Origin of the sequence: Nocardia sp. NPDC004604 (assembly GCF_040609795.1) — a bacterium.
Classification (GTDB): domain Bacteria; phylum Actinomycetota; class Actinomycetes; order Mycobacteriales; family Mycobacteriaceae; genus Nocardia.
In genome coordinates this window covers 1-8,426 of record NZ_JBEXLC010000237.1, presented here as the reverse complement: position 1 = coordinate 8,426, position 8,426 = coordinate 1, and the positions used below count along the sequence as shown (strand labels likewise).

The window sequence follows — 8,426 nt, the reverse complement described above, 5'->3', positions numbered from 1 at the left end:
ATCAATTGCTTGTCTTGCTTCTGATTTTTTAAGCACATCTGGTTGGATTGCATTGATTGTATTCGTACCATTTGTTTTTGCTTCATCCACACCTGCGCACCTCGGCGAAGCGGTCCCAGTCCGGGTACCGCGGTCGCAGCGTCTCGGCGGTCTGGAAGTGGCGCTTACCCCAGTGCGGGCGACCGTTGTACTTGTCGAAAACCGCTTCGCAGGCGCGGAAATACGGTTCGAATTCCATTCCGCGATATTGGTGCACGGCGATGTAGCAGGTGTCGCGGCCACCGGCCGGGGACAGGAATGCGTCATCGGGGGCGACCCAGCGCACCTCGATCGGCATAGGCGTATCGAACCTCGTCGATAGTTCCTTGATCTCGCGGATGGCGGCGGCGGAATGCTCGCGCGGGATCGCGTACTCCATTTCGGTGAAGCGAATCAGCCGGGGCGAGGCGAAGACTCGATAGGAGCGGTCGACCTGGCGCCGGTAGCTGCCCGCGTACGCCGCACCGCGATGGATCCACGGCACCAGCCGCGGCTGCCGCTTGCCCAGTCGACACAGCGCGTCGAAGGCGTAGTTGGACATCAGAATGTCGGCGAACCAGTCGGCGGCCTTGCCGCGCGGCTGCTCCGGCAGGTCGACGGGGTTGTTGCGCTTGGTCATCGCCAGCGGACTGTGCCCGAACATGTAGAACTCGAAATGCTGGTTGCCGTCGACATAGGCGTCCAGATCCGCGAGGACCTGCTCGACCGGCACCGGCCGCTCGATCCCTTCGAGCACGAACGAGGGCACCAACTGCAGGGTGACCGCACTGACCACGCCGAGCGCGCCGACGCTGACCCGCGCCGCCCGCCAGCCGTCCGGATCGGTCTGCTCGTTCACCTCGACCCGGCTGCCGTCGGCGAGTACCAACTCGATGGATTGCAGTGCGGCCGAAAGGTTTTGCAGGGTTGCGCCGGTGCCATGGGTGCCGGTGGCGGTGGCACCCGCGACGGTCTGCACATCAATATCGCCCAGATTGGGGAAGGCCAGACCGAGCGGATGTAGTGCGGTGCTAGCGGCATTGAGGGTGATGCCCGCCTCGACTCGGACGCGGCCGGTCTCCCGGTCCACGGTGAGGATGCGGTTCATCTTCGAAAGGTTCACCAGGATGCCGTCGGTCAGCACCGCATCGGTGAAGGAATGGCCCGCTCCGGCGACCCGTATGGTCTGTCCGGTGGTGGCGGCGCCGCCGATGATCGCGGCCAGTTCTTCGGGGTTGCGAGGGGCCGCAATGGCAGCCGGAGCGCACTGTTGATCCCCGGCCCAGTTCCCCCACGAGTTGGTCATGCGTCCAACTTTAAGGGACCGGCGATATATGCGCTAGATATGTCCGATTTTTGCGCTAGCGCTTTCTGCCCGCGCAGGCGAACGTCTTGGCCTGTTCGACTTCCTCATCCGTCAATGGGGGTACCGGAAGCGGTCGGCGCGGCGCGGAATCGCTGCGTACACCGTTGAGCGCGATGGCCATATAGCGCTGCCACGAGTTCGGATTCACCGGCTTGGAGAACTCGGCGAGCGCGTCGACCATGTGGATCAGCGCGAAGAAGTCCGAGGGCTCGATATCGGGCTGCAGTGCGCCCGCGTCGCGCGCGCGATCGATGACCGCGGCGATGGTCGGCTTGATCCGGTCGCGCAACTGGGCGAAGCGGTCCATATCCTCTTCGAGTTCGAGCATCACCTCGCTGAAGCCGCGATTGGTGGCCAGGTGGGTGCAGGCGTACTCGAAGAACTGGACCAGGCCCAGCCAGGGGTCCGGATGCTGCGCGGCGGCCTCGGCGGCGACGGCGAACTCGCCGACGTTCTGTTCGAAGACCTCGGCGATCAATTCCTTCTTGTTGGCGAAGCGTCGGTAGACGGTGCCGACGCCGACTCCGGCGCGTTCGGCCACGTCGTCGAGGGTGATCTCGAGTCCGTGATCGGCGAAGAGCTGGCGGGCTGCCTCGACGATCCGCTGCTGATTGCGGGCGGCGTCGGCACGTAGACGCCGAGGTGGAGGCACGGTAGTGGCGTGATTCACAGGAACATCCTAGCAATAAGCGGGATTAAGCGGAGGTGTTGTCTCCGTTATTGTGTTAGCTTAGACCGGTAAGCGGAGGAGGTGCCTCCGTATTGAGACTCGGGACAAAGGGGACACATGACTACCACGTTGGACCGTGGGGCACCCGCCCCCGAGAAATCTGACTCGGGCCGCCGCGGCTCGCATGCCCTGCGCTGGTGGGTGCTCGCCGTACTCGGCGTGGCTCAGCTCATGGTGGTGCTCGACGCGACCGTCGTGAATATCGCGCTGCCCGCAGCGCAACTGGACCTCGGTTTCAGCGATGGCGACCGGCAGTGGGTCGTCACCGGTTACGCCCTTGCCTTCGGCAGCCTGTTGCTGCTCGGTGGCCGACTCAGTGACCTGTTCGGCCGGCGCAACACCTTCATTATCGGCCTGGTCGGATTCGCCGTCGCCTCTGCGCTCGGCGGCGCCGCGACCAGCTTCGAGATGCTGGTCGCAGCCCGAGTCGGGCAGGGCGTCTTCGGCGCATTGTTGGCACCGGCCGCGTTGTCGCTGCTGACGGTCACCTTCACCGAACCCTCCGAGCGGGCCAAGGCCTTCGGCATCTTCGGTGCGGTCGCCGGTGCCGGTGGCGCGATCGGCTTGCTGCTCGGCGGCATGCTCACCGAATGGGCGTCGTGGCGCTGGGTGATGTTCGTCAACCTCGGCTTCGCCGCGGTCGCGCTGGTCGGTGCGGTGCTGCTGCTGGCACGGCATGTGGTGACCGAGCGGCCCAAGCTCGACATCCCCGGCACCGTCGTGGTGACCGCCGCGCTGTTCGGCATCGTCTACGGTTTCTCGCACGCCGAATCGACCAGCTGGACCAATCCGGTCACCCTCGGCTTCCTCATCGGTGGCGCGGCGCTGCTCGCGGCGTTCGTGGCGATCGAGACCCGGGTGGCGCATCCGCTGCTGCCGCTGCGCATCGTCTTGGATCGCACCCGCGGCGGTTCGTTCCTGACGGTATTCGTCATGGGCATCGGGATGTTCGCGATCTTCCTGTTCCTGACCTACTACATGCAGCTGAGCATGGGCTACTCGCCGATCAAGACCGGTCTGGCCTTCCTGCCGATGGTGGCGGGCATGGTTGCCTCCTCGACTACGGTGCCATCGCTGCTGATGCCCAAGGTCGGTCCGAAGATGGTGGTCGCCGGTGGCTTCCTGGTGGCCGCACTCGGTATGGCATGGCTGACCCAGATCGGCCTGGACAGCAGCTATGTCGGGAATATCCTGCCCGCGCTGATCCTGATGGGTCTTGGCCTCGGTGGCGCGATGTCGACCGCCTTCCAGGGCGCGACGGCCGGTGTGCACCACGAGGACGCGGGTGTGGCCTCGGCGATGATCAATACCAGCCAGCAGGTCGGCGGTTCGATCGGCACGGCGCTGCTGAGCACCATCGCTGCTTCTGCCGCGACGGATTATCTGTCCACCCACCAGCCCGGTCCGCTGGCGATGGCACAGGCGCAGATCGAGAGCTACACGACCAGTTTCTGGTGGGCCACCGCGATATTCGTGGCCGGTGCGGTTATCACCGGATTACTGATGCCGAATACGGTGCCAGCGCCATCCGAGGGTGAGCCGGTCATCGTGCACTGAACTGTTCCGCTCGAACAGCACAGCGCCCGCGTCAATGATGACGCGGGCGCTGTGTTTTCGGTGCACCGGTAATCCGGTATCAGCAGTTGCTCGGGGCCGGAAGTCCCGCGAAACGATCGGACAGATAGGCGAATGCCCGTGGCGCGCCGATAAAGATCGCCGAGTTGTGGTCGGCGCCCGGGATCAGGTCGAGCAGCACCGGGGTGCCCGCCGCGCAATAGCGGCCCATTACGTCGCGGGCCAGCCAGGGGTCGACCTCGTCGTTGGTGCCGTGCCATTCGTATATCGGCGCGCGCGGTACGCCGGAAAAGGTCTCCAGACTGTTGTCGTCCATGACCCCGATGGCGCTCGCATCCGCGTCGAACGGCGAGCCATTGAAGACATCGTCGAAATCCATATTTGCGCCCGCCGCGATGATCTCGCTGGTGCAGGCGTTGGCGACCTGATCGCGCAGTGCCCATCCCGTCGGATTGAGGAACCGTTCCATCGCCAGCTGGGTCGGGTATTCGCGCTCCAGCCCCATCCCGGCGGCGAAACCGAGGCCGAACAATCGGTTCGGTGCCTGGCCGACCTCGCGGGCGAGTTTGCCGATATTCACCGGCACGCCGCCCTGCGCCACCCCGACGATCGGCAGTTCCGGCGCGTACTCCGGGGCGAGCGCCGCCGCGAATCCGGTCGCCGTGCCGCCGGCGGAGTATCCGGTCATGCCGACCGGGCTGCCCGCGAGATCGGCTGGTGGGAAACGCTTTACCGCCCGGATGCCGTCGAGTGTCAGCATGCCGCCGAGGCGGCCCGTGCCGTAGGCGCTGGTCGGGCCGAGATGATCCGGAACGGCCACCGCCCAGCCGCGGGCCAGCAGCACATTGAGCAAGGGCGCCTCTTGCATTCCGCCGTCGAAAAGGCTGTGCGAGGGCGCGCACTGCAGGCCGAGCGAATTGATGGCCGGTTGATACGACACCAGCGGCCGATCGAGTCCGCCGCCCACCGGTAGCAGCACCGTGGTGACGGCCGCAATGGGATCGCCCGCCGAATTGGTCGACCGGTAGAGCAACTGCCACGCCGTCGCGCCGGGGAAGCCCGTCGCTGCCACCGGCCTGCTGCGGATCACATCGCCGGGCTGGAAGTTGCCCACATCCGGTGGCGCCCAATAGAAACCGTCCGGATCCGGAATAGGATAGGTCGGCTGCGCCATGGCGGGCGGTGCGTAACCGAGTCCGGCCAGCGCGGTCGCCAAGATCGCGACACCGAGTCGCCGGACCGACGGTCGCCATGTCCGACGAATCGATCTGCCGAACAGTTGCTGGCACTCGGTTCGGCGGCCTGCCACCGTATTCCGAAGCGCGTTGGGTACTTCCCGTCGTGCCGCCATCATCGCTCCCGACCTGTCTCCGTAGGGGTAGGTGGGAACTTCGGCCAAACCTTCCAGGCATTCGTACGTGCTCCGGGGTGCCATGTCAACGAACGGCGCTGTTCATGGCGTGCGCCGCCGTCCCGGATACGCGGATCATCCGGTGACCGTTAGCATTGCGCCGGTGGTGCTCGTGGTGATCTCCCTCGGCGGTGGTCTCGGTGCGCTGCTGCGCTATGCCATCGGCGTGTGGTGGCCGGGGCAACCGCATCAGGTCCCCTGGTCGACGTTCACGATCAACGTCGTGGGATGCTTTGCGATCGGAATTCTGATGGTTCTGATCACCGGAGTGTGGGTAGCCCACAGACTGCTGCGCCCCTTCCTCGGTATCGGATTCCTCGGCGGCTTCACCACTTTTTCCACCTACAGCGTCGAGGTTCGTAGACTGCTCCAATCGGGTGCCACGGTCGAGGCGCTCGGCTATCTCGGGGGGACGATGGTGGCGGCATTGGGGGCGGTCGTGCTCGGCATGACTGTGGCACGGTGGGCGGCTGGTACGGCACGACGAACGAGTTGAACAGTGGAGAGCACGACGGAAGGGGGTCAGGCGATGAGTGATTCACCGGCGGGCACTGGTCCGGCCGCGGGACAGTGGCAGTCTGCGGCGCGACTGACGATCCTGCTCGACGAGGACGACAAGTGGCGGCACGGCCCCCTGCATCACGAGATCGTGCGACGTGCCCGCGACGCCGGACTGGCCGGAGCCAGCGTGTGGCGCGGATTAGAGGGCTACGGCGCCTCCTCGCGCATCCACACCAGCCGGATCCTGGATCTGGCCGAACACCTACCCGTCCTGGTGATGGTCGTCGACGAGGTGCAGCGGCTGCGGACCTTCGTGCAGCAGAACTCCGAGGTGCTCGCCGGGGTGAACGTCGTGCTGTCCGACGTCGAGATCTGGCATCCGACACTGGGGGTCGCCCGATGATCGTCCTGCTCGTCGTCGTGGGTGGCATGGTCGGCGCACCCGCCAGGTACCTCATCGACCGTGCGGTTGCCGCGCGATTCGAATCTCTGCTGCCGCTGGGCACATTGACCGTTAGCATTGTCGGTTCGGCGTTGCTCGGTGGACTGATCGGCGCCAGTGCGAACAGCTGGCTGTTGGCCACCGCGGGAACAGGCTTCTGTGGTGCGCTCACCACATTCAGCACCTTCGGCTACGAGACGATCCGCCTCACCGTCGAGGGCGCCTACGCATATGCGTTGGGCAATGTGGTGCTCAGCGTCGTCACCAGCCTGACCGCGGTGTACGCCGCCGCGGCCACGACCAAGTGGTTGTGGCCATGATTTTGATGACGAGCCGGGCGCAGCCGACACGGAAGGGAGACCTGAGCATGGCCCATGATCGAGCCGGGCGATCCGCGCGTCCCTCCGACCTGGAGGACATCGCGCGTCTGGTGACGGCCTACTACAGCCGCATCCCGGATCCGGCCGATCCCGCACAGCAGGTGGCCTTCGGTACCTCGGGGCATCGGGGTTCGAGTCTGGACTGCGCGTTCAACGAGGCGCACATTCTGGCGATCACCCAGTCGATCGTGGAATACCGTGCCATGCGCGGCATTACCGGTCCGGTCTATCTGGCCCGCGACACCCACGCACTCTCCGAGCCCGCGTGGACCACGGCACTCGAGGTGCTCGCCGCCAACGATGTGACCGCGATGATCGATGCCCGCGACCGCTACACCCCGACACCCGCCCTGAGCCATGCGGTGCTGCGCCACAATCGCGGCGGCGCCAAACACCAGGCCGATGGCATCGTCGTCACGCCCTCACACAATCCGCCGCGCGACGGCGGCTTCAAATACAATCCGCCGCACGGTGGTCCGGCCGATACCAGGGCCACCGACGCCATCGCCACCCGCGCCAACGAACTGTTGCGCGGCGGACTGGCCGGTGTGCGGCGAACCACGCTGCGGCATGCGCTGGAGAACGGTGTCGAGCGCTACGACTACCTCGACCACTACATCGCCGATCTGCCGAATGTGTTGAACCTGGATGCCATTCGCGGTGCCGGGATCCGGCTCGGCGCGGATCCGATGGGCGGGGCCAGTGTCGACTACTGGGAGGAGATCGGGCAGCGCTACGACCTCGAGCTCGAGGTCGTCAACCCGTTCGTCGATCCGACCTGGCGGTTCATGACCCTGGATGCCGACGGCAAGATCCGGATGGATCCGTCCTCGCGCTATGCGATGGCCTCGCTGATCGCCATCAAGGACGACTACGACATCTCCACCGGCAATGACGCCGACGCGGACCGGCACGGCATTGTCACCCCCGACGGTGGCCTGATGAATCCGAACCATTTCCTCGCGGTCGCGATCGAATATCTGGTCGCGAACCGGATGGGCTGGGACGCGCTGACCAAGATCGGCAAGACGGCGGTGAGTTCGTCGATGATCGACCGGGTGGTCAGCGTGCTCGGGCGTGATGTGTACGAGGTGCCGGTCGGCTTCAAATTCTTCGTACCCGGATTGTTCAGCGGCAGTCTGGCTTTCGGCGGTGAGGAGAGTGCGGGCGCATCGTTCCTGCGGATGGACGGCACCGTGTGGACAACCGATAAGGACGGCATCCTGCTCGCCCTGCTGGCGACCGAGGTGGCCGCGGTCACCGGTCAGAGTCCATCGGCGCGCTACGTCGAACTCGAGAAGCGCTACGGCAGTCCCGCCTATGCGCGGATCGATGCCGCCGCGACCCCGGAACAGAAAGCGTTGCTCGCGAAGTTGACACCGGACATGATCACCACAAAGGAGATCGCCGGTGAGCCGATCACGGCGGTGCTCACCCGAGCGCGCGGCAATGGCGCGCCGCTGGGCGGATTGAAGGTCACCACGGAGAATGCGTGGTTCGCGGCGCGGCCGTCGGGGACCGAGGACAAGTACAAGATCTACGCGGAGTCGTTCCAAGGGCCCGAGCATTTGGCCCAGGTGCAGGCTGCCGCGGAGGAAGTGGTGGGGCAGGCGCTGTCCGGTGAGTGATAGATCGGTTACGGGGTCGGCCGGGGCGCCGGGTTCGGCGGATTTGGTGGGTTCGCCTGGTTCGTCGGGGGCGGCGGGTTCGGTGGTGCCGGGGAGTTCGGCTGGGGCTTGGGGGTCGGTGGAGACGGGCGGGGCGGCGGATTTGGTGGGTTCGCTCGGTTCGTCGGAGTCGGCGGGTGCGCCCGGGTCAGTGGGTGCGCCAGGTTCGGTGGTGCTGGGAGGTTCGGCGAGGGCTTGGGGGTCGGCGGGGTCGGTCGGGGCGCGGGGTTCGGCGGATTTGGTGGGTTCGCCCGGTGCGTCGGGGTCTGCGGGTGCGTCCGGTTCGGTGGTGCCGGGGGGTTCGGCGAGGGCTTGGGGGTCGGCGGGGTCGGTAGA

At 66.0% G+C, this 8,426-nt stretch carries 8 protein-coding genes; 5 read left to right on the top strand and 3 right to left on the bottom strand.

What is annotated here, in order from left to right:
- Nucleotides 1-82 precede the first annotated feature (82 nt).
- Both ABZW16_RS41750 and ABZW16_RS41745 read right to left on the bottom strand, forming a co-directional pair.
- Nucleotides 83-1,324, bottom strand: coding sequence for a D-arabinono-1,4-lactone oxidase (locus tag ABZW16_RS41750; RefSeq protein WP_354961696.1), 1,242 nt, complete (start codon nt 1,322-1,324; stop codon nt 83-85).
- Nucleotides 1,325-1,379: 55 nt separating this feature from the next.
- Complete coding sequence (locus tag ABZW16_RS41745) at nt 1,380-2,054, bottom strand: TetR/AcrR family transcriptional regulator (RefSeq protein WP_354961695.1); 675 nt, start codon at nt 2,052-2,054, stop codon at nt 1,380-1,382.
- A 117-nt stretch (nt 2,055-2,171) separates the two neighbouring features.
- Here ABZW16_RS41745 and ABZW16_RS41740 point away from each other — a divergent pair, with 117 nt between their 5' ends.
- The gene (locus tag ABZW16_RS41740; RefSeq protein WP_354961694.1) at nt 2,172-3,671 is read left to right on the top strand and encodes an MFS transporter; all 1,500 of its coding nucleotides are present in this window, start codon (nt 2,172-2,174) and stop codon (nt 3,669-3,671) included.
- Between the two features lie 79 nt (nt 3,672-3,750).
- Here the strand turns inward: ABZW16_RS41740 and ABZW16_RS41735 are convergent, their stop codons facing one another.
- On the bottom strand, nt 3,751-4,905 hold the full coding sequence (locus ABZW16_RS41735; RefSeq protein ID WP_354961693.1) for a lipase family protein: 1,155 nt from the start codon (nt 4,903-4,905) through the stop codon (nt 3,751-3,753).
- A gap of 277 nt (nt 4,906-5,182) precedes the next feature.
- Between ABZW16_RS41735 and crcB the strand changes: the two genes are divergently transcribed.
- From crcB to pgm, 4 genes are read left to right on the top strand one after another with little or no spacing between them, the layout of a single operon-like run.
- Entirely contained in the window at nt 5,183-5,596 is a 414-nt protein-coding gene (gene crcB / locus ABZW16_RS41730; RefSeq protein WP_354961692.1) for a fluoride efflux transporter CrcB, read from the top strand.
- Nucleotides 5,597-5,629: 33 nt separating this feature from the next.
- Nucleotides 5,630-6,004, top strand: a complete 375-nt coding sequence (locus tag ABZW16_RS41725) for a DUF190 domain-containing protein (protein ID WP_354961691.1) — start codon at nt 5,630-5,632, stop codon at nt 6,002-6,004.
- Complete coding sequence (locus tag ABZW16_RS41720; RefSeq protein WP_354961690.1) at nt 6,001-6,363, top strand: CrcB family protein; 363 nt, start codon at nt 6,001-6,003, stop codon at nt 6,361-6,363. Before ABZW16_RS41725 ends, ABZW16_RS41720 begins: the two co-directional genes overlap by 4 nt.
- Nucleotides 6,364-6,410: 47 nt before the next feature.
- A complete protein-coding gene (pgm, locus tag ABZW16_RS41715) occupies nt 6,411-8,051 on the top strand; it encodes a phosphoglucomutase (alpha-D-glucose-1,6-bisphosphate-dependent) (RefSeq protein ID WP_354961689.1) in 1,641 nt (546 codons plus the stop codon).
- Nucleotides 8,052-8,426 lie beyond the last annotated feature (375 nt).

What these genes read in the sequence shown, in the direction of transcription:
- ABZW16_RS41750 (WP_354961696.1), bottom strand. Translation starts at nt 1,324, where the DNA reads ATGACCAACTCGTGGGGGAACTGGGCCGGGGATCAACAGTGCGCTCCG.
- ABZW16_RS41740 (WP_354961694.1), top strand. Translation starts at nt 2,172, where the DNA reads ATGACTACCACGTTGGACCGTGGGGCACCCGCCCCCGAGAAATCTGAC.
- ABZW16_RS41725 (WP_354961691.1), top strand. Translation starts at nt 5,630, where the DNA reads ATGAGTGATTCACCGGCGGGCACTGGTCCGGCCGCGGGACAGTGGCAG.
- ABZW16_RS41720 (WP_354961690.1), top strand. Translation starts at nt 6,001, where the DNA reads ATGATCGTCCTGCTCGTCGTCGTGGGTGGCATGGTCGGCGCACCCGCC.
- pgm (WP_354961689.1), top strand. Translation starts at nt 6,411, where the DNA reads ATGGCCCATGATCGAGCCGGGCGATCCGCGCGTCCCTCCGACCTGGAG.